Raw genomic sequence first — 20,719 nt, forward strand, 5'->3', positions numbered from 1 at the left:
AACCCTCCTTTCTCGAAAGTCCTCGAGCATATGCCCGTTTGGTTCTATTGCAGATGACATCAATGAAGCCCCCTGCTACAGTTCTGACAAAGTGCTCACAAATTTATTCTCACAAAGAGTTAGGATGTCGTTCGAAGCGATAACCCGGACTCATTAATTTATGGGGAAAAACACAAAGGACAAAGGTGTGAGTACTCTCAGCCGACGTCGTTTTCTCACTACCGCAACAGGTTTTTTTGTCGGTTCCTACTTAACCGGATGCCAACTCCGTCACCAACCTCCGCTACGCGTGGCAAGCGGGGTGTGGTTGGGTTATGAACCCATGTTCCTGGCCAGGAAATACGGTTGGATCGACGACCGATCCATCCGCCTGATAGAAACCCGATCCACGAGCGAAGCACTGCGCCTGTTGTATGCCGGCCGGGTGGAGGGAGCCGCCCTGACGTTGGACGAGGTGTTAACCGCGCAAGCCCAGGGCGTACCACTGGAAATCGCACTGATTTTCGATTTTTCCCGCGGCGCCGACGTCCTGCTGGCCCACCCCGATATCCCCGATCTTTTTTCTCTGGCAGACAGGCGAGTGGGAGTGGAAACCACTGCGGTCGGCGCCGTGATGCTCTCGGCGGCACTCGAACGCGCGCATCTCACCTCCAAGGACATCATCCTGGTTCCTCTCTATTATCATGAACATCGTGAAGCCTATTTGAAAGGACGGGTAGACGCATTGGTCACTTTTGAACCCACTGCGAGCCTGCTGGAAGCGGAGGGCGCAAACCGACTGTTCGACAGTCGTCAAATTCCCGATCGGATTATGGATGTTCTCGCCTTTAGGCCGGAAGCCCTCCCGATTCTTTCCGGCGCAGCGCGACGTTTGATCGCCGCCCATTTTCGCGCCGTCGATCGGCTGCGCACGGCCCCCCGAGCGACCGTGCGCGACATGCAGCAACGCTTGGAATTAACCGAAACCGAAATTTTGAAGGCTTATCAAGGCATACACCTGCCCGGTCTGGAGGAAAACCGCCAATGGCTCATGGGGTCGCCGCCCCCTTTAGAGCGTCAAGCAGACAAGCTGCAGGCATTGATGCTGAAGCACAAACTTCTCTCCCGCCCGGTCGCAGTCACGGGGCTGGCCACCGCAAGCTTACTGGAAACATAATATGGATTTGCTTATTCGTTTCCCCTTGCGCCTTTGGCTGCCGCTTGTGATTTTCTTGTCATTGGCGGGCACTTTGACCGTCTCCGTCTGGTCTACCCAACATTACCGCCATCGTCATCTTTACCGTGAAGCTCACCAGGATATTTCCGCCCAAGCCCTCCACCTGGCAAGCGAAGCCGAACGTATGATGCGAACGACGCCCCGCCTCATGGCGCACAAACCCAGCCAACTGTATACCGATCCGCAGGTGGCGGTAGTTGCGGTGCTCGATCCGGATGGCCGGGTGTTGTTCGCCCACCGCAAGGAATGGCAAGGTCTTTTTTTGACCGAGTTGCTCTCTCATTTCGACGCCAGTCGACTGGAAAAAACCGTCGCAGGGGCTCTGCCGAATGTGGTCGAACGGCGCGACCGGGCGAGACTTAGCATTCTGCATCCTTATCCTTTCCCCGTTTCCGAAGGTCAATTGCGCAGCCTTAAGCAGGGCGCCGTGTATTTGGAATACGATCTGAGCCCCGCCGTTGCCAATATTGGCGTGCAAGTCTTGACCGAAAGCGCGCCGATCGCTGCGGCAATTCTGATAGTCAGCATCGCGCTCGCCTGGATCTTGCATCAACAAATCACCCGACCGCTTGAATCCTTGCGTCAGGCAACTCGCGAGCTGGGACGGGGAAATCTCAACATCCCGATTCATGTGACCGGGGCGCCGGAATTCACCGAATTGGCCCAAAGCTTCCAAGGCATGGCCAGCGAGCTTGAAAGCGCCATGCGCAATTTGATATCCAGCCGGGAACATTTGGCCACGACGCTGCATTCGATCGGCGACGCCTTGATCGCCACCGATCTTGAAGGCCGGATCACCCTCATGAACCCCATCGCCGAGACACTGACCGGATGGTCCTTCGCCGAAGCCGAAGGCCAGTCCGTGGACCGGATTTTTCGCATCGAGAATACTCAAACCGGTTGCCCCGCGCCGATTCCGGTCGAACAGGTCATTCGCACCGGTGAGGCGATGGGGTTGGCCAACCACACAGCACTCATCGCTCGCGACGGCAAACGCTATCACATTGCCGATTCCGCCGCCCCCATCCGAGACGACCGAGGTCAACTGACTGGCGTGGTGATGGTATTCCGCGACGTGACCGAAGCCTACCGCCTCCGCGAAGCCCTGGCGGAAAGCGAACTGCATTACCGAACGCTGGCCGATTCCGGCCAGGCGCTCATCTGGGCTTCCGGCCCCGACAAACGTTGCACTTACTTTAACCGCCCTTGGCTGGCATTCACCGGCCGCCGTTTGGAAGAAGAATTGGGCGACGGTTGGACCCAAGGAGTCCATCCGGACGATCTCGCCGATTGTCTGGCCACCTATGAACAAGCGTTCGATCGGCGGAAGCCTTTCAGCATGGTTTATCGCCTCTGCCGCCACGACGGGACATATCGCTGGATCATCGACGAGGCCCAACCACGCTACACCAGCAAAGGCCGTTTTCTCGGCTACATCGGTCATTGCTTGGATATCACCGATCTCCGCCAGGCACAAACCGAAATCGAACACCGGAGGGCCGAACTGGAAGCGATTCTCGCGGCACTCCCGGATCTCTTTTTTCTATTGGATGGCGAGGGCAGATTTCTCGACTTCCGGGCGCAAAATCCGTCCGATCTTTATTTGCCGCCTGAAAATTTCATGGGACGACGCGTGAGCGAAGTGATGCCGCCCCAAGTCTCCCGGGATTTTCAGAAAGCCCTCGACAAGTTACGCCGCAGCGAACAAACCGTCACCCAGGAGCTGGAGCTGCCTTTTCCTCAGGGAAAGCGGTGGTTCGAGGCGCACATCAATCAAGTGGCTAACAGCGACGAACTGGTGGTGCTGGTACGCGACATCAGTTCCCGCAAGAACGCCGAAAAGGAAATCCATCGGCTGGCCTATTACGACGCCCTCACCGGTTTGCCCAACCGCCACCTGCTCATGGAGTACTTGCATCACAGTTTGGCCGGGGCGCAGCGCAGTGGCCACATCGGCGCCTTGTTGTTCATTGATTTGGATCAGTTTAAACGGGTCAACGATGCCCGTGGCCATCAAGTGGGCGACCGGGTACTCAAGCAAGTAGGCGCCAGACTCACGCGCTTCCTACGCGAAGGAGACATGGTGGCCCGTTTGGGCGGAGACGAGTTCGTGGTGCTGCTCACCGATCTTGCCGACGAGCGCGAGGCGGCCGCGCACCTGGCCAGATCCGTAGCCCAGAAGGTACGCATCACGCTGCAACCGCCTTTCAATGTAGACGGCGTGGATTATCATATCGGCGCCAGCATCGGCATCACGGTATTTCCCAAGGAAAATGAGAATTGCGACGACCTGCTTCGGGAAGCCGATACCGCCATGTACCAAGCCAAGGAAGCGGGACGCGGCGGCGTGCTCTACTTCGAGCCGAACATGCAACGGGAGGTCCGGGAGCGCTTGGCCTTGGAGCAGGATCTCCATCGTGCCGTGGATGCCGATGAACTGGTGTTGTTCCTCCAACCCCAAGTGGACCGCAACATGCGCCTCAAAGGAGCGGAAGTCTTGCTTCGCTGGCGGCATCCCGAGCGTGGGCTCGTCTCTCCCATCACTTTCATTCCCATCGCCGAGGAATCGGGCCTCATCCAAAATCTCGGAGATTGGGTATTTGGCGAGACGGCCCGTTTACTCAAGCATTTCGACGATACCGGCCATCCGCTGCGTCTAGCGGTAAACGTCAGCCCCCGCCAATTCCGAGCGCCCAACTTCGTGGACCGACTGCGCTCCACCCTACTGCACTCCGGAGCCGATCCCAACCACCTGGTGCTGGAAGTCACCGAAAACCTGGTTATCGAAGACATTCACGATACCATCGCCAAAATGGAGGAGCTACGCACCTTGGGCATTCACTTCGCCATTGACGACTTCGGCACCGGCTACTCTTCCCTGGCCTATCTGAAACGATTACCGCTCAAAGAGCTTAAAATCGACCGCACCTTTACCCAAGATCTGCCCGACGACCTCAACGATGCCGCCTTGGTGGAAACCATTTTGTCGGTGGCTCGCCACCTGAATCTGGAAGTGGTCGCCGAGGGGGTAGAAACCCGGATTCAGCGGGACTTTCTCGAAGAACGCGGCTGCATCTATTTCCAAGGATATCTGTTCGACCGACCTTTGCCTTGGGAAGAATTCATCGCCAAGTGGAGAATTTGATTCCCCTGTCGAGGGAACTCCATATATTAATAAAGTATGCGGAACTCCCTCCAATGGTCCTCACTTTCGCCAACACTGAAACTTGTATTTCACCTGGGGTTGGGGAGGAAAACCCACTACCTGAAAACGCCGGACAAGCTCAGCGCCACGTGCACATCCACTGGGACAAGGATCGCTCACCGAATCCCCGGGTTCTACCCACCCTGTCCAAGCGGTTCCGCAATCGACCTTACCGGATAGCTGTGGATCCGCCGACCTCACTCTCGGAGCGGGTGGGGTTGACGCTGAAGCCAACATCTCTTCGGTAACCGAAACCGTCGGTTGTACTTGATAAACCGCGACAGTGACCAGGACCCCGAAGAAGAGAAACATCATCATGACCGCATAGAGTTTGGTGCGGGGATTGTCCACGGATCTGAATAAGGCAATGACAACACTCCCGGCAACCAAGATAATCAACCCAATAATACCCAATGGCGAGGTCACGGCATACTTGAAGACCGCCGTCCAAGCTTCTAGCATAGTTGCAGATTGATCCGGCATCTCTCCCTCTCTGAGATTGATAGATCGTCAAAACAGTAGCACTCATTCGGGCGAAAAAGTAGTCTCCTTTTTCAATATCTCGATCGGGATAAGAAAAAGCTAGAACAATCTGCCGAACTTGGCCGCATCGGTGTAGGATTAGCCCAAAGTCGGGACTTTGCCCTAACCACTGGCAGCTCGAAATCATCCCCCATATAATTGAAAACTTTTATCAATCGTAAATTCACGTGTTTCCATTTCAAGAGACCTATCCCATGCATATCCGGTTGAGCTTGACGGCGGGCTTTGTTTTTATTCTTGCCGGCTGCGCCGGTACGCCGGAAGGCAAGCCAACGGACAAGCAGTGGCAACCCACCACCTTGTCGGATCGGACGATCAAGCAGGCTCGGCAATCAAGCCGCGACTATTTCGGTTGTATTCAAGACCAGTTGGCCCATTACCGCTATCGAGGCGGCGACTCCCGCTACGAGACCGAGGCGCTGCTCAAGCCTTGCGAAAAGCGCTTGGAACCGATTCGAACCGCCTTCGCCGAAGAAGGCGTGGATCCGCGCATCACCCGACGCTATCTCAAGCGCAAACGCACCCAAGCGGCCCGTCATGTGCTGCGCTTGATTATGGCGATGGAGGCCCAATATAAAACCAACGGGGATGGGCATGAGTCAGCTCAAGCCGGAGGATGATACAATCGGCCTATTTCCATCGCCCTGTGACGATAACAACGATGAATTGAAGAGGAATCATGAACATTGATCTATCCAGGCTTCCGGAAACGCTCGATGCCCTGCATTTGATCCTGGGGGTTTCCGTAGTCGTTTTATTGTTTTTGCTGGTCCTGGTGTTGACCTTGGCGGTCATCGTGTTGCTGCGCCGCAGCGCCGCCCCCCGGACCGAAATCACCGAAAAGGTAGTAGAAAAGCCCGTGGTGGAGGAAAAACCCGCGCCCACGCCTCCCCCAGCGGCAAAACCCGAGGTGGAGGAAAAACCCGCTCCGCCCCCCAAACCGATCGTTTTGCGGGAACCCACGCCGGACGCCGCGCTCCAGCTTTTGGGACTGCTTCAATCCGAAGCGCGCCTGATCGATTTCCTGGAAGAAGATATCGGCGCCTATTCCGACGCCGACGTGGGCGCCGCGGCTCGGATCGTTCACGAAGGTTGCCGCAAGGTGCTTGACGAGCATTTCGAAATTTCACCGGTTCGAACCGAAGAAGAAGGCAGCCGGATCAAGGTGGCCAAAGGCTTCGACTCGGCCGAAACCCGCCTCACCGGCAATATCGTCGGCGAACCGCCTTTCCAAGGCGTGCTGATCCACCGCGGCTGGCGCGCCACCCAAGTCAAGCTTCCCCAACTGTCGGAGGGGCACAAGGCGGACATTCTGGCCCCCGCGGAGGTGGAGCTATGAGTGAGGAAAAACGCTACTCGGTCGGCATCGATCTGGGCACCACCAATAGCGTGGTGTCGTGGGTGGACCTGAGCCAGTGCGATCGGGAAAAAGCGCCGGTGGAAGTGGCGGGTATTCCCCAATTGATCGCCCCGGGCGAAGTGGAGGAGCGCGGGCAGCTGCCTTCCTTCGAATATCTGCCCCATCCCGACGAACTGGGCGCCGAGGACCGGGTTCTCCCGTGGCGCGAGAACGTCGATCATATCGTCGGCGTGCTGGCTCGGGAAATGGGCAGCAAAACCCCCATCCGGCTGGTGGCGAGCGCCAAAAGCTGGCTTTGCCATGCCGGCGTCAACCCCAAGGATGCTTTCCTGCCCATCGAAGCGCCGGAGGAAGTCCCCCGGACCTCTCCCTACCAAGCTTCCCTGGAATACCTCCAGCATCTGCGCGACGCCTGGAACCACCAACACCCGGACAGCCCGCTGGAGCAGCAGGACTTGGTCATCACCGTCCCGGCTTCCTTCGATCCGGCGGCGCGCGAGCTGACCGCCGAAGCCGCCCGGGAAGCGGGATTGTCACAGGCGATTCTGCTGGAAGAACCCCAGGCGGCTCTGTACAGCTGGATTCAGCGCACCGAGGGGCAGTGGCGCGAACAGGTCCAGGTGGGCGACATCATCCTGGTGGTGGACGTGGGCGGCGGTACCACCGACCTGTCCCTGATCGCCGTCACCGAGGAAGACGGCAACCTCCAGCTCAACCGCGTCGCGGTGGGGGATCACATTCTTCTCGGCGGCGACAACATGGACCTGGCTTTGGCCTACGTGGTCAAAATGAAGCTGGAGCAGGAAGGCAAGCCCCTCGATCCCTGGCAGGTACAGGCGCTGACCCACAGTTGCCGCGGCGCCAAGGAACAGCTTTTGGCGGATCCGGATCTGGCCCAGGCCCCGGTGGTCGTCCCCAGCCGCGGCTCCAAGCTGATCGGCGGCACGCTGCGCGCCGAGTTGACCCGGGAAGAAGTGAACCGAACCCTCATCGATGGCTTTTTCCCACAGGTGGAGGTTACCGAGAAACCCATTTCCCGCCCGCGCACCGGTCTGACCACCCTGGGCCTTCCCTACGCCCAGGACGCCCGCATCACCGCCCACTTGGCCCATTTCCTCAGCCGCCAGGTGAGTGCCGTGGACGAGTTGGAAGGCGTGGATCTACCCGAAAACGCACGTTTTATCCATCCTTCGGCGGTGCTTCTCAACGGCGGGGTGTTCAAGCCCCAACTGTTGTCCGACCGACTACTGGCGGTGGTCAATCAGTGGCTGACCGCTGATGACGCCCCGGCCGCCCGCCTCCTGGAAGGCGCCGATCTGGATCTGGCGGTGGCCCGCGGCGGCTCCTATTACGGCTATGTTCGCATGGGCGGGGGCGTCCGCATTCGCGGCGGAACGGCGGCGGCCTACTACATCGGCGTGGAGAGCGCCATGCCCGCGGTCCCCGGCTTCCCGCCTCCGATTCGCCTATTGTGCGTCGCGCCCTTCGGCATGGAAGAAGGCACCGAAGCGCCCCTGCCGCCCCACGAGTTCGGCGTGGTGGTGGGCGAGCCGGTGCGGTTCCGCTTTTTCAATTCCACCATCCGCCGCGAAGACCCGGTAGGTGCCCTGCTCGATCACTGGACCGACGAGGAAGTCCAGGAACTGGCGGAAATCGAAGTCACTCTGTCCCCGGAAAATCACCAGCCCGGCGAAGTGGTTCCGGTTCAACTGGCGGCCCTCTACACCGAAGTGGGCACCTTGCGCTTGGAAGCGGTGGCCAAAGACACCGGCGAACGCTGGAAAGTGGAATTCGAGGTCCGCGGACAAGAATCGACGCAATCTCAAGCCGAGGAGTCGTCCTCGACGCGCGAAACATCCGAAAGCCTTGAAGAAACTTCGGAATCCGAATCGCCGGAGCCTACTTCCGAATCCACTCCGGAAACCGAAGCCGAGGCGACCGAGTCCGCAGAGGAACCCGGCGCGCCGGAAGGTGAAAGTTCGGAGCAGGAACAGAAACCGAGTTTCTGGCCATTCAAGAAGTAATCTTCTCGGGTGAGTCAATCAACACGCTATCTGGTCGGCATCGATCTGGGCACCACCCATACGGTGGTGGCCTACGCCGACCTGAGCCAAGGAAGAGAAGCATCGATCGAGCGGTTTGCCGTCCCCCAACTGATCGCTCCCGGAGAGATCGCCGACCGCTCTTTGTTGCCTTCGGTACGCTACCATCCGACCGAGGGCGAGCTGGCCCCGGCATCCCTTAACCTCCCCTGGATGCCGCCAGATATCGGCGATCCGGTCCCCGGCCCCGTGATCGGTGAATTGGCCCGGCAATTGGGCGCCAAGTCGCAAGGCCGTTTGGTCACCAGCGCCAAGAGCTGGCTTTGCAACCCCAACGTGGACCGCACCGCCGACATCTTGCCGTGGGGCTCGCCCCAAGAGGTAAGCCGGGTTTCCCCACTGATCGCCTGCGCCAGTTATCTCGCCCATGTGCGCGGCGCGTGGAATGTGCGATTTCCAGAGCACCCCCTGGAGCGACAGGAGGTGGTGGTCACCATTCCGGCCTCCTTCGACGAGGCGGCCCGGGCCTTGACCGTGGAAGCGACAAAAATCGCCGGGATTTCCCGTCCGCGCCTGCTGGAGGAACCCCAGGCGGTCTGTTACGACTGGCTCTACCGCCATCGCGACGACTTGAGCCCCCTCGCCGATTCCCGTCTGCTGTTGGTGGCGGATTTGGGCGGAGGCACCACCGATTTAACTTTGATCCGGATCCAAGGAGGGGCGAACGGCCATTCGCCCCGACTGACCCGCGTCGGGGTCGGGGATCACCTGCTTTTGGGCGGGGATAACATCGATCTCATGCTGGCCCATTTGGTCGAAGAACGCCTGCTTGATCAGGGGCACAAACTTTCCACCGGCGAATTTTCTCAATTGATCGAACAATGCCGCATCGCCAAGGAGCGCCTGCTGGCCGACCCGAGCCCGGACCAAGCCACGGTAACCGTGCTGGGCAGCGGCGCCAAACTCATCGGCGGGGCCCGCTCGGTCACCCTCGACCGGGACGAAGTCCATGAAGTGGTTCTGGAAGGCTTCTTCTGCCCCACCCCCCTGGCCAAACATCCGCAAGGCAAGCGCAGCGGATTGGTGGAGTTCGGTCTCCCCTATGAAGCCGATCCGGCCGTCACCCGCCACATCGCCGCATTTCTCAAATCTCACGCGCAAGTGGCCCAAGAAGCCCTGGGAGACCCGGAAAGCGCGCCGGTACCAGATACGGTCTTGCTCAACGGCGGTGTTTTCTTGAGCCCGGTAATCACCGATCGGCTGTTGCAAGTGTTGGAAAGTTGGCGTCCTCGGCCCGTCACGACGCTGGACAATCCCCATCCGGAATTTGCCGTGGCATCGGGCGCGGTAGCTTATGCCATGGCCCGCCGTGGCTTTCAAACCAAAATCGGAGGCGGGTCGGCACGCAGTTATTTTCTGGTGGTGGAGAGCGAAGCAGGAGAATCGCAAGGCATGTGCCTCCTCCCCCGAGGCACCGAGGAAGAACAGGAAATCCTCTTGAAGGACCGCGTCTTCGCCCTGCGGCTGGGACAACCGGTTCGCTTTCACCTGGTTTCCTCCACCGAAGACACCCCATATACTCCTGGCGACAAGGTGCCTTTGGACAATGAAAGGTTTACCCTGCTGCCTCCTTTGGCGATGGCCCTGTCGGCGGAGGACAAGGGTGAAGTCCAAGTGCGACTGGCCGCTAGACTGACCGAGATCGGCACCTTGGAATTGGAGTGCGTGGCCCTGGACGACCCCGGTCGTCGCTGGCGACTGGCTTTCGAGCTTCGCCGTCCGAGCCGCCAGGCACAGGTTCAGGATGTTTCCCATCCTCATTTGGAGGAAGCTCGGAACTTGATTCGGGCCGTATTCGGGAAAAAATCCAAAGACGTCTCCCCCAAGCTGGTCAAAACCCTGCGCGGAGAATTGGAAAAGCGCCTCGGCCCGCGCCACCGTTGGGATGTTCCACTGCTAAGGGCGCTCGCCGATACCTTGCTGGAAGGGATCAAATTCCGCCGCCGCAGCCCGGAACACGAGCGCACCTGGTTCAGCCTGACCGGTTTCTGCCTGCGGCCGGGGTTCGGCTATCCCCTGGATGAATGGCGCATCGAACAAGTCTGGCCCATTTATCGGCAAGGACTGCAATTCGTCAATGTGATCCAAAATTGGGCCGAGTGGTGGACCTTTTGGCGCCGAATCGCCGGCGGTTTGGATCCGGCGAATCAGAATGCCATTTTCCATGACCTGACCGGTTACCTGGACCCCGCCAAGCTCCGTCAAAAGGGCACGCAGAAAAACTTGAAGCTGCGCAGCAACGAAAACATGATCCGCTTGGCGGCGGTCCTGGAACATCTGCCGGTGGATGAGAAAATTCAGCTGGGGGAATGGTTTTTGACCCGCCTCCAAAACCCCAAGGAGCCGGAAGAAATCCTCGCTTGGGCGCTGGGCCGGTTGGGCAGCCGAGACCCCTTTTACGGCAGCACCCACCATACGGTGCCCGCCGGCGTGGCCGAACATTGGCTGCAAACCCTGTTGACCCTGGATTTCAAGCAAAAACCGGCGCTGGGATTCGCCGCCGCGCTCCTGGCGCGAAGGAGCGGCGATCGGGCGCGGGATATTCACGCCGACATGCGGGTGGCGGTGGTTCAAACGCTCCAACAGGCCAAGGCGCCGGTTTCCTGGATCAGGATGGTCCAGGAAGTGGTAAGGCTTTCCGAGGAAGACGAAAAACGCCTGTTCGGAGAAGCCTTGCCGCCGGGACTGAAGCTGATTGCCTAAGACAAAGCCGCAATTACCGCTTGTGGTTCCGTCACCGGGCGGGCAACCCCATTCCCCAGCTGATAGACTTCGTCGGCGATCTCCACCATCGTGGGTTGATGCGACACCGCCAGAATCGTCACTTTTTCCTTGAGTCCCGCCAAGGTGCGACAAATGGCGCGCTGGTTGTCCGGGTCCAAGGCGCTGGTGGCCTCGTCCAGAATCAGCAGGCTGGGGCGGTGGGCCAGGGCCCGGGCAATCATGATTCGCTGCCTTTGGCCGCCGGAAAGACGCGCGCCCCGCTCCCCCACGATCGTATGCATGCCCTCGGGAAAATCGGCGACGAACTCCCAGGCGCCGGCGGCCTGCAGGGCCCATCGGACGTGCCGTTCGGTCAAGTCGGGGTCGCCGAAAGTGATATTGTAGAAAATGCTATCGTGAAGCAGGAGATTGTCCTGGGGCACATAACCGATCATCCGCCGCCACGCGCGCAAATCGACCTCGCCGATTTCCACACCGTCCAGCAGAATCCGGCCCTGCCGAGGATGTAAAAGGCCGATGATCAGATCGATCACGGTGCTTTTGCCGGCCCCGGAAAAACCGATCAAGGCGGTCAATTTACCGGCCGGAATATGCAGAGAAAGATCCTCGAATACCGGCTGGGTTCCGTAGGCAAACGCGACGTGCTCCAATTCGATCGCTTGGGTCAAGGTCGGAACCAGATTACCGCCCACCGGCTCCACATGGCGCCGGGCTTCATCGATGGTTTGGCGAAGGGACCAATAAGCGCTTTCGCAAGTGGCCATATTCTGCAACATCCGCTGCACCTTGCCCATCCCGCTCATGACCCGGCTCAGCAGCAACAACAAAACCATGACTTCCGTCGCCGGCATGTGCCAATGCACCAAACCCAGGTAGAATCCCGCCGCCACCAAAATGATGAAGGCCGGCCCTTGCACCGCTTTCAGTGCCTCCTTGCTGAGCACTTCCCGCTCCAAGGCTTTGTTCAAGCGATTGGTCTCCGCCGCGATCACCCGATCGGCCAAATCCTCCCGCCCCATCGCCTTGAGCGGCTTGACCGACTGCAAGCAATCGGTCAATTGACCGAGCAATGCTTTCAACACGCGGGTTTGACGTTTGCCGGCCTTGCGCGCCATGCGCACAAAATAATGCAGCACCGAGATCACCACCGCCGCGCCGGCGATATAAGCCAAAGTCGCCCGCCAGGAGATGCTCGCCGCCACTCCGATATAAGCCAACATTTGAATAATCGCCGCCAACATGGAAGTGCCGAAAAAATAAGCCTTGGAGGCTCGATCCGGCTCGCTGGACATGGCGTTGGCAAGCGTCCCCACCGGTTGGCGGAGATAGAAGGTCCACTGGGCGGTCAGTAGCGCTTTGAGCAGGCTCAGACGTAAATCGGTAGCCACCCGGGCAATGGTATAACCGACGTATTTATTGGCGAATAGAACGAAGCCGCTCCGGAGCACCGTACCCGTAAGCAGCACCACGATCAATACCCCCAAGGTGGGCGTCATCCCCAACCAACGCAGGGCCTGCAGCAAATAGCCGCTCCCGCCCTGCTTGCCGGTCAAAACGATTTCTCCGCCCTGCCCCGATTGTTCCACCGCCGAGGTCAATACCGGCAGCAGGGCGGTCATGCTGGCCCCTTCGACCAAGCCGGCCAGAATCAACGCCACCAGAACGACGGCACTTTGCCAGGGATAAGCTTGTATGAACTGGATCAAAAGGCGCATGCCGGCTGCTTTAGCTTCACGCGGCCAGTCCGTGTGCGGTAAAAACTTCCCTGAAAATCGCAAGCAAACGATCGATCTGCTCTTCCTCGTGGGCGGCACTCATACTGCAACGGAGGAGACAGTGCTCATCGGGGGTTGCGGGCGGCATCACCAAATTGACATAAGCGCCGCGTTCGAGCAACTCATGCCAAACAAGCAGCGCTTGCTCGCGGGATTCTCCCAGCATGATCGGAATGACCGGACTCAGTTGCGGCCCCAAGCGGCATCCCAACGACTTGAGTCCTTCCCGGAAACGACGGGCATTGCGCCAAAGCCGGTCGCGGAGATCCGAGCCTTCCCGCAGCAGCCGCAAGGCCACCCGGGTGGAGGCGATCAAGGAAGGCGAGGAAGAAGCGGTGAAAATATAAGGCCGCGCCGCATAGCGGAGAATGTCCAGTTCCGGGTGAGGACTGACGCAATACCCGCCGATCGCCCCCAGGCTCTTGCTGAACGTTCCGACAATGAAATCCGCTCCGTCGAGCACGCCTTCGGATTCCACCAAACCGCGTCCCTGCGCCCCCAGAACCCCCAGGGAATGGGCTTCGTCCACCATCAGGTAGGCACCGTATTTCCGTTTGAGTTCGACGATCTCTTTCAGCGGCGCCATATCGCCGAGCATGCTGTAGATCCCTTCCACCACGATCAAGGTTCGGGAGGCCCGTTCCTTAAGGCGACGCAGGCGCTTGTCCAAGTCGTCCGCGTCGTTGTGGCGGAAACGGAGCACTTCGGCCTGGCTCATCCGGCAGCCGTCATAGATGCTGGCGTGGCAATCGGCATCCAGCAGGATCACGTCATCCGGACCGGGCAGGGTCGAAAGCAAGGCCAGATTCGCCAAGTAACCGGTGGAAAACACCACGCCATGGGGAAGGCCGTAGAATTCGGCAAATTCCCGCTCCAAGGCCTGGTGATCGGCGTAATTGCCGTTGGCCATGCGCGAGCCGGTGGTCCCGCATCCTTCTTCGCGCACCGCTTTTTCGGCCGCGGCGATGCAGTCCGGATGAAAAGTCAGGCCCAGATAATTGTTGGTCCCCGCCAAAATCGCTCGGCGACCGTTGACGATCGCTTCGGTGGGCGACAGGATTTTTTCTACGGTCACGTTGAACGGATCGGCGCCCAAAGCCTTGAGCCGATCTCTCGCTTCCTGCAGCGGTTTGAACTTATCCAGCAAGGTCATTGGTCTTGGAGCAGCTGTTGAATCTTGTCGGCCAAATCGCCGACGGTGCGCACATCGGGAAGCACATTCAAGGGAATGGACACATCGAACCGGTCCTCGATTTCCTGCAGCAAATTCATCACTTTCATGGAGTCGAGTCCCAGGTTACCCACCAGTTCGGTATGTTCGTCCACCTCATCGGCTCCGGGGGCCAGAGCTCGAATGGTGGCGATCAATTCAGCCAAAATATCTTGATAACTCATCATTTCATTTATCAAAATTGAAGGGGATTCATTACTATTCCGGCACGCCTTAAATCTGACCGGCCAAGGTCAGACGCAAGCCGGTCGCAAATTGAATTTCCGGGTGCCAATCCAGCACCCGGCAGATGGCGCTATTGTCGCACACCCAATCCGGATGGCGCAGCTCGTTCACCTTCGCCGGGCTCAACATGGGGGGACGGCCCGACAGGCGAGCGCCGCCAGCCGCCAAACGAGCCAGCATCCGAAGCAGCCATTCCGGAACTGGCACACGCAAGGCGGCACCGCCGCGAAACGCTTCGGCCACGGCGATCACTTCTTCCCAGTCGTAACCTTGCTCTTTGCCATCGTGCAATTCGAAAATCCCTCGCTCACCTCCCCTGATCGCTTGCGCCACCGCCCGCGCCAGATCATCCACGAAGAGCAGGGAAAAGCGCGCCGTGGAAGCCCCCAAAATAGGCGCCACGCCCTTCGTCATCGCCACAAGCAGCGGCAACAGTTCGCGATCGCCGGGTCCGTATACCGCCGGCGGTCTCAATGCCAGCCACGGTAAGGCATCTCCAAATTGGGCGACGGCTTTTTCAGCTCGGTGCTTGCTTAAAGCATAGGGAGATAAATCCGGCTCACGGGCGGCCAGGGAAGAGATCAGGACAAAACGCGGCGGCTTGACCTGGGCCGCCGCCATACGCGCCAGGGTTTCGGTTCCGGCAACGTTGACCGCATCGAAATCGGCTTGGGTGAGGCCTCGCACCAGGCCGGCGCAATGGACGACACCTTCGGCGCCTTCCAGGAGATGTTCCAAGGCGCTCGAATCCGCCATCGAACCGGTACACAGCTCGACCGATTCTGAGTCGCGAGGAGAACTGACATCGGCGGGAAGGCGGGATTCCGACCCGGGCCTGACCAATAGACGCACCCGCCAGCCGCAATGAAGCAAGTGGCGGGCGATGCGGCCGCCAATGAAACCGGTGGCGCCGGTGAGGGCGATTAAAGAATTGCGCGGCTCAGCGGACGACAAACCGACCAAGCGTCAAACCGCGGCCCGGCGTCCCTTGGGTTGGGGCTGGGCGAAGTCGTGGGTTGCAATATAATTCTGCCGAGCCTTGGAGCGGGACAGCTTGCCGGACGAGGTTCGCGGCAAGGTGTGCAAGGGCACCAATTCCACGATGGTGTCGACGCCGATCTCCGACTGCACCTGCGAGCGGATTCGAGCGACCAAATCGGCCCGCTTGGCCTCGTCATTCTCCCGGCACTGGACCACGATCACGGTCAAATCGCCGCCGTCGGGACCGGGCACACCGAAAGCCAAGGCGTCTCCCGGACGCACTTCCGGTTGCCGTTGAGCCAAATACTCCAGATCCTGAGGCCAGATATTGCGACCGTTGACGATGATCAAATCCTTGGCGCGCCCGGTGAGATACAAGCGATCCCCGACCCGGTAACCGAGATCCCCGGTATTGAGCCAACCATCCTCCGACAACACTTCCTGGGTACTGTCGGGATCTTGGAAATAACCCGACATGACGCTGGGCCCGCGCAGATACACGCTTCCCACCTGACGATCGGAGACTTCCTTGCCGTCGGCATCGAGGATTTTAAGCTCAAATCCCGAGAGCAAATGACCGCAATCGACAAATTCATTGGTCCGCCCGGAATCGGAAGCGGCCGGTTCGGCACGGCCTTCGGAGGCCAAGCATTCGGCATCCACCCGATCCACTTTCAACCCTTGTCCCAGAGGGGCGAAAGTGACCGCCAAGGAACATTCCGCCATTCCGTAACAGGGCAGGAAAGCCGTTTCCTTAAACCCCGCCGGCGCCAATGCTTGGGCGAATTCACGCAGGGAACCGGTGCAAATCATCTCCGCCCCGACTCCGGCCACGCGCCAAGCGCTCAAATCGTACTGGGCCGCCTCTCCCGGGCGCAGGCGGCGCTGACACAGTTCGTACCCGAACGGAGGGCCGAAAGAAATGGTCGCCTTATTCTTGGAAAGCAAAGCCAACCATTGGCGCGGGCGCATGGCGAACTCCCGGGTTCCCAGGTAGTCCACGGAAACCTGGGAAGCGACCGGGGTCAACATCAACCCCACCAAACCCATGTCGTGATAGAAGGGCAACCAGGAAACGGCACGATCTCCCGGGCGCAGATCGACCCCGTACTGGGCGATGCCCGCCAGATTGTCCATCACCGCCGCTTGAGTGATCATCACCCCGCGCGGGAATCGGGTGCTGCCCGAGGTATATTGCAAATAGGCCAACTCATTCAGTTTGAGCGGGACAAGCTCCGTCTCCGCCGAGGGCAGTGCGTGAAAATCCTCGGGCGATCCGAAATAGTCAATATCCAGATCCTCGGCGGCTTCCTCCAGGAAGGAGACGAAGTTTTCCGGGGCCATGGCGATGTGGGGACGACAGCTCTGCAAGAGCGCGCGCAATTGCCGTACATACGCCTGATGACTTCCCAGGCTCAAAGGAATGGGCAAAGGCACCGGCACCAAGCCGGCATACTGACAGGCAAAGAAAAATCGGATAAAGTCAGGAGTGGTTTCAGCAACCAAGGCCACTCGGGACTCGCGGGGCAGATTCAGTCCGGCCAACCGCTTTGCCAAATCAAGCGCCTGCAGGCGCAAATCGGCATACGGCAGCACTTCCAACAATTCCCCGCGGCCGTTGTAAAAGTTACAACCCGTGTGGCCCAGCGCGGCATAGTCTAGCGCTTCCGATAGCGAGCCGAAATCGGCCCGCCTGAGCGGGAGCGTGTTTTCAGTTGGCGTAGCTTGAGCACCCAAGAGCCTCTCCCCTTAAAAATCCAGCAATCCGGCAGGCATCAAAACAAACAACGGACAAAACATATGCACCCTTTCGCGATCCTTGGCGGCTCCTGGCAATGGTAGCCCAGGATGTTGTTTTCCGTTGTTTTAGTTGCTTTCGCGCGAAAGCAAGGTAACCTATGAGCAAAAAGCATCATAGCATTTCCGCCAATCCGGAGACAAGCACCAGATTTGGCGCCGCCAGGTACGGCTTCACGTCCCTGACTCTCAGGGATTAAGCATAGCGTGTTGCCAATTAACAATCAACTGTATCTTTACGGCAACGATACAACAGTTCATTTCCAAGCAATGACCGCGAAAATTTCCATCCAGCCCGTCACCCATACCCGGCATCTGACTGAATTTATCCGTCTCCCTTACCGGCTATACGGTAATGATCCCCACTGGATTCCGCCTTTACGACTGGAACGGCGTCAGCTTCTCTCCCGCAAAAATCCCTATTTCTCCCACGCGCACTGGCAGGGCTGGCTCGCCTGGCGCGGCAGTCGTCCGGTGGGCCGCATCAGCGCTCAGATCGACCGACTCTATCTAGAGCAACATCATCGGAAAGTAGGCTTTTTCGGGATGCTCGAGGCGGTCGATGACGAAGAAGTCTTCGCCCGCCTGTTGGCCCAAGCGGAAAGCTGGCTGAAAAAAGAAGGCATGGAATCGATCCAAGGCCCCTTCAATCTTTCCATCAATCACGAATGCGGCCTCTTGGTCAATGGCTTTCAGCAGCCTCCCATGATCATGATGCCTTACAATCCACCTTATTATGCCGACCAACTGGAAAAACACGACTATCGCAAAGCTCAGGACCTTTTGGCTTACCTGCTATCGGCCCGAACCGCTCCTCCCGAGGGCGCAAGCCAACTCGCCGCCAAGGCCGCCGAAACCATCCGCGTCAGGCCGCTTGACCGGCCTCGCCTGACCGAGGAATTCGAATTGCTTCGCTCGCTGTTCAACGACGCCTGGCGGGATAATTGGGGGTTTATTCCCTTCACCCGGGCAGAATTTCAGGAAATGGGCAAAATGTTGAGCCACATCGTCCCCGACGATTTCGTCCAGATTGCCGAAATGAACGGCGAAGCGGTGGGCATGATCGCCGCCATGCCCGACCTGAATCAGTTGCTCACCGGACTCGACGGGCGCTTGCTGCCATTCAACTGGCTCAAGCTCCTGTGGCGCTGGAAGACGGCCTACCCCGACGCCGGGCGGGTGATGCTGATGGGAATCCCGCGAAAATGGCAGCAAAACCTTCTGGGGGCGGCCATCGCCTATCGGCTGATCGAGGCCTTGCGGCAAGCAGGACTTGCCCAAGGCATGCGGCAAATGGAGTTATCCTGGATTCTGGAAAACAACACGAGGATTCGAGGAATCATAGAGAACCTCGGCGCCGCTTGTTACAAGCGCTATCGGATTTACGCGAAAACCCTGCCATGACTACGCCCCGCCTATTCGATGCCGTCCTGTTGGCCGCGGACCGGGAAGGAGAAAATCCGGTGGCCCGCGCTGCGGGCGCGCCGTGCAAAACGCTGACCCCGATCGGCGGCCAATCCCTGCTGTCCCGCGTTCTGGATGCCTTGGAACACTGTCCCACGGTGCAGCGCTGCATCCTTTGCGGGCCCAGCGAACCGATTATGTCCGAACCCTCCATTTCCTCTGTACTCGAGCTTCCTTGGCTGGAATGGATTGCCCCCCAACCCTCCCCCAGCCTTAGCGCATTGGCCGGCTTGGCGCACATTCCGGAAAACCGACCGGCGCTTCTAACCACTGCCGACCTCGCTTTTCCCGACCCCCGGGTCTTCGAGGATTTTTGCCGTGGGGCCGCAACCCTGGGCGGGGATGTGGCGGTAGGGCTGATTCCCTATCAAACCGTCGCCGCGCGCTATCCCGGGGTCCGGCGCACCAGCCTGAAATTCACCGACGGACCTTTCTGCACCTGCAACCTGTTCGCCTTTCTGACCCCGAAGGGTCGTACCATGGTCGAATTCTGGCGGAATCTGGAACGGGAACGCAAACACCCCTGGCGCCTCGTTCGGGCGCTCGATATGATCGCCCTCATCCGTTATTTGCTGGGCCGTCTCAGCACCCAGGCAATATCGCAGCGGATAGAGAAAAAAATGGGGATCCAAGTCAATTTCGTGGTTCTCCCTTATCCCGATGCTGCCATCGACGTGGATACCGAAGACGACTTACACTTGGTTCGGGCTGCGGTCGGAGACGATTAACGGGACGCGCTCAACACGGGTATCGGCACGAATTCGATTTCCACCCGCCGGTTTTTGGCCCGTCCTGCCCGACTCCGATTGCTCGCCACCGGTTTTTCTCCCCCCCATACTCGCATTTCCAAACGCTCCGACGAAATCCCTTGGCGAATCAGAAAATCCCGGACTTTTTCGGCCCATTGGCGCGCCAAATTCAAGTTGACCTGTTCGCTGCGCCAGCGGGCATCGTCGCTGTGGCCGTTGATGACCAGTACCCCGGAAAAATGTTCGAGACAATATTGCGCCAACAAATTCAAACGGTTTCTTTGAAGGGGCGACCAGGATTTTTGGTCGGAATCGTAATGATATAGACGCAGCGATTCCGGGCCGAACAATTTCAATGGAATTTTTGGCCCCGCCGCGGCTTGCGCCTCTGATGCGGTCACCACCTGGGAAGGTTTCAGCCCTTCCTGGCGCAAAAACTGGCGCACCGCCCGGAAACGCTTTTCAAACCACAGCGCTCCTTGCTTGTCTTCCAAGCTCGACAGAACATCCGACACCACAACTTGCCCTTGGCTTTGGCTCTTCAAGAGCGTCGCGATCTGAGACAAGACTGTCCGGAGCTCCCGAGATATCAATGCCTGGAAAGGAGAAAAGGAAAAATGGAGATTCCGAAAATCCCTGATTCCGAAAGACGGCAGCCGGCGGCGACAGGCCTGAAATCGATCGTAAACCTCCCACAGCCGTACCGCCGAGATGGAGACTCGGGCTTCCCAGCCGCCTTCATCCTCCCACGGGCGGCGATAATAAAACTCGGGAAAGGAACCGTTAAACAGCGCCGTCAGCATTCTCTCCGCGCGGATGCCCTCGACCCACAAACGCTGTCCCAGACGACCGCGCGATTCAATGCCGTCCACGGGCAGACGCCGACCGGGTGTTTCCCCGTGATGCCAAGGCGCCGGCTGTACCTGAACGCCGGCCTCGATCACCTGGGCTTCATTTTCCAACACGAGCTGCAAGCGTAGCGGCTGACCCGCCTCTTGGAGGAAATGAACCCGTCCCAAATGAGGAATCGCTTGTTCCAGACGACAAGATTGTTGATCCGTGTACACATCCCACCGCCCTTCCGCCAAAGGGACTTGATGGAAATCGGCCGTTGCCGCGGCGGCCCATAGATACAAGCCTAAGTGCCATTTGATGCTTCGCCATCCTTGGTTCGCACCCTTCCGGGCGCACTTCAGGCGCCCAAATCGGCTATCCTGCCGATTTGTGATGCTTCGCCATCGCCGGCTTTGCATCCTTCCGGCGACTTTCAGGCACCCAAGCCGACTGATCCGCCACTTGGTCTCCTTGGGAATGCGTTTTCGAGCCATGTCGCTCCATCCGGTCAGT

14 protein-coding genes are annotated in these 20,719 nt (G+C 59.0%); 8 read left to right on the forward strand and 6 right to left on the reverse strand.

The annotated features are described in order from the left end of the window. Positions 1–160 precede the first annotated feature (160 nt). From H035_RS19285 to H035_RS0110755, 6 genes are all read left to right on the forward strand, one after another. Complete coding sequence (locus H035_RS19285) at positions 161–1,156, forward strand: ABC transporter substrate-binding protein (RefSeq protein ID WP_022948973.1); 996 nt, start codon at positions 161–163, stop codon at positions 1,154–1,156. A gap of 1 nt (position 1,157) precedes the next feature. Further along, positions 1,158–4,361 (forward strand): EAL domain-containing protein, encoded by a 3,204-nt coding sequence (locus H035_RS20830; protein WP_022948974.1) that lies wholly within the window; start codon positions 1,158–1,160, stop codon positions 4,359–4,361. 797 nt (positions 4,362–5,158) lie between these two features. Next, the gene (locus H035_RS0110740; RefSeq protein ID WP_152486017.1) at positions 5,159–5,584 is read left to right on the forward strand and encodes a hypothetical protein; all 426 of its coding nucleotides are present in this window, start codon (positions 5,159–5,161) and stop codon (positions 5,582–5,584) included. 59 nt (positions 5,585–5,643) lie between these two features. Beyond that, entirely contained in the window at positions 5,644–6,303 is a 660-nt protein-coding gene (locus H035_RS0110745; RefSeq protein ID WP_022948977.1) for a DUF2760 domain-containing protein, read from the forward strand. After that, positions 6,300–8,348 carry an Hsp70 family protein gene (locus H035_RS19295; RefSeq protein WP_022948978.1) on the forward strand — a complete coding sequence of 683 codons (2,049 nt, stop codon included), beginning with the start codon at positions 6,300–6,302 and terminating at the stop codon, positions 8,346–8,348. Before H035_RS0110745 ends, H035_RS19295 begins: the two co-directional genes overlap by 4 nt. 9 nt (positions 8,349–8,357) lie before the next feature. Further along, positions 8,358–11,129, forward strand: coding sequence for an Hsp70 family protein (locus H035_RS0110755; RefSeq protein ID WP_022948979.1), 2,772 nt, complete (start codon positions 8,358–8,360; stop codon positions 11,127–11,129). Here the strand turns inward: H035_RS0110755 and H035_RS0110760 are convergent. From H035_RS0110760 to H035_RS19300, 5 genes are read right to left on the reverse strand one after another with little or no spacing between them, the layout of a single operon-like run. Continuing rightward, positions 11,126–12,865, reverse strand: coding sequence for an ABC transporter ATP-binding protein (locus tag H035_RS0110760; protein WP_022948980.1), 1,740 nt, complete (start codon positions 12,863–12,865; stop codon positions 11,126–11,128). The genes H035_RS0110755 and H035_RS0110760 overlap by 4 nt on opposite strands. A 16-nt stretch (positions 12,866–12,881) precedes the next feature. Beyond that, positions 12,882–14,078: a serine palmitoyltransferase gene (spt, locus tag H035_RS0110765; RefSeq protein WP_022948981.1), complete on the reverse strand. Its 1,197-nt coding sequence runs from the start codon at positions 14,076–14,078 to the stop codon at positions 12,882–12,884. Beyond that, positions 14,075–14,323, reverse strand: coding sequence for an acyl carrier protein (locus H035_RS0110770; protein WP_022948982.1), 249 nt, complete (start codon positions 14,321–14,323; stop codon positions 14,075–14,077). The genes spt and H035_RS0110770 overlap by 4 nt, the downstream gene beginning before the upstream one ends. Positions 14,324–14,369: 46 nt before the next feature. Beyond that, complete coding sequence (locus H035_RS0110775; protein ID WP_026596506.1) at positions 14,370–15,335, reverse strand: NAD-dependent epimerase/dehydratase family protein; 966 nt, start codon at positions 15,333–15,335, stop codon at positions 14,370–14,372. 12 nt (positions 15,336–15,347) lie between these two features. Continuing rightward, a complete protein-coding gene (locus H035_RS19300; protein WP_022948984.1) occupies positions 15,348–17,099 on the reverse strand; it encodes a fatty acyl-AMP ligase in 1,752 nt (583 codons plus the stop codon). Between the two features lie 330 nt (positions 17,100–17,429). Between H035_RS19300 and H035_RS0110785 the strand changes: the two genes are divergently transcribed. Both H035_RS0110785 and H035_RS0110790 read left to right on the forward strand, forming a co-directional pair. Next, positions 17,430–18,563 carry a GNAT family N-acetyltransferase gene (locus H035_RS0110785; RefSeq protein ID WP_022948985.1) on the forward strand — a complete coding sequence of 378 codons (1,134 nt, stop codon included), beginning with the start codon at positions 17,430–17,432 and terminating at the stop codon, positions 18,561–18,563. Then, entirely contained in the window at positions 18,560–19,351 is a 792-nt protein-coding gene (locus H035_RS0110790; RefSeq protein ID WP_022948986.1) for a nucleotidyltransferase family protein, read from the forward strand. Before H035_RS0110785 ends, H035_RS0110790 begins: the two co-directional genes overlap by 4 nt. Here the strand turns inward: H035_RS0110790 and H035_RS20835 are convergent. Further along, complete coding sequence (locus tag H035_RS20835) at positions 19,348–20,700, reverse strand: OmpA family protein (protein WP_022948987.1); 1,353 nt, start codon at positions 20,698–20,700, stop codon at positions 19,348–19,350. The genes H035_RS0110790 and H035_RS20835 overlap by 4 nt on opposite strands. Positions 20,701–20,719 lie beyond the last annotated feature (19 nt).

Source organism: Methylohalobius crimeensis 10Ki, from assembly GCF_000421465.1.
In the GTDB taxonomy this organism is placed as follows: Bacteria; Pseudomonadota; Gammaproteobacteria; order Methylococcales; family Methylothermaceae; genus Methylohalobius; species Methylohalobius crimeensis.